The sequence below is a fragment of the Vibrio sp. 10N.222.46.A1 genome, assembly GCF_041473595.1.
In the GTDB taxonomy this organism is placed as follows: domain Bacteria; phylum Pseudomonadota; class Gammaproteobacteria; order Enterobacterales; family Vibrionaceae; genus Vibrio; species Vibrio tasmaniensis_A.
Genome location: NZ_JBFRSN010001721.1, coordinates 1 through 652, shown reverse-complemented (window position 1 = coordinate 652; position 652 = coordinate 1). Strand labels below are relative to the sequence as shown.

The window sequence follows — 652 nt, the reverse complement described above, 5'->3', positions numbered from 1 at the left end:
CTATGCTGAAGAAGGCACGGTGACCGAAGTAACATCATCAATCAAAGCTTTTTTAGAGAAACAGCCGACCTCAGAAAATCATATCTTTTTAGATTTTGAAGACTATCCTAAATTTACGTTAGAAATTGACGGTCATACTTCTAAGTTTGCAAAAGAGCTGCTTCAGAAAATTACTGAAAAAGATGAAAATCTAATTCGCCAATACTTTGATGTTGAAATGCACAAACAAAGCCCGGATAAAAAGCTTTGTGCAAACTATCAATTACTAGGGCGTGAAGAAGTTCAAGATGTCATTGTCGATCTATTGTTCAAAGCGCGTTTAATGAAAGATCAATTCTTAACAGCGCGAGCATTATTGGATTTCATTTTTCATCTGCTTGCTGGGCCTGGCTATTTGTTTGATAACCTATTCAAAAAAGGTGAAAACGAGCTGACCAATATTATTTCAGACTTTGACCCATCGATTCAACGTACACAAAAAATCGACAAATTTATTTTGTCTCACTCATTGCAGCTACCAGACGTTAACTTTGACGATTATAAAACCGCATTGACTGCTTTTGGTATACGAAGGGGACTAAATGCCGAGTCCTACTTGCGATTGTTTTATATTCTAAGGAAGTCGGACTATGGGAATGAATACCATAAGCAG

Annotated in this window: 1 protein-coding gene; it reads left to right on the top strand. The window is 36.8% G+C overall.

Features of this window, described 5'->3' with window-relative positions:
* Positions 1 to 19 precede the first annotated feature (19 nt).
* Positions 20 to 652 (top strand): DNA phosphorothioation-dependent restriction protein DptF (gene dptF / locus AB4496_RS29010; RefSeq protein WP_372133579.1); only part of this gene is annotated, 633 nt, incomplete at its 3' end.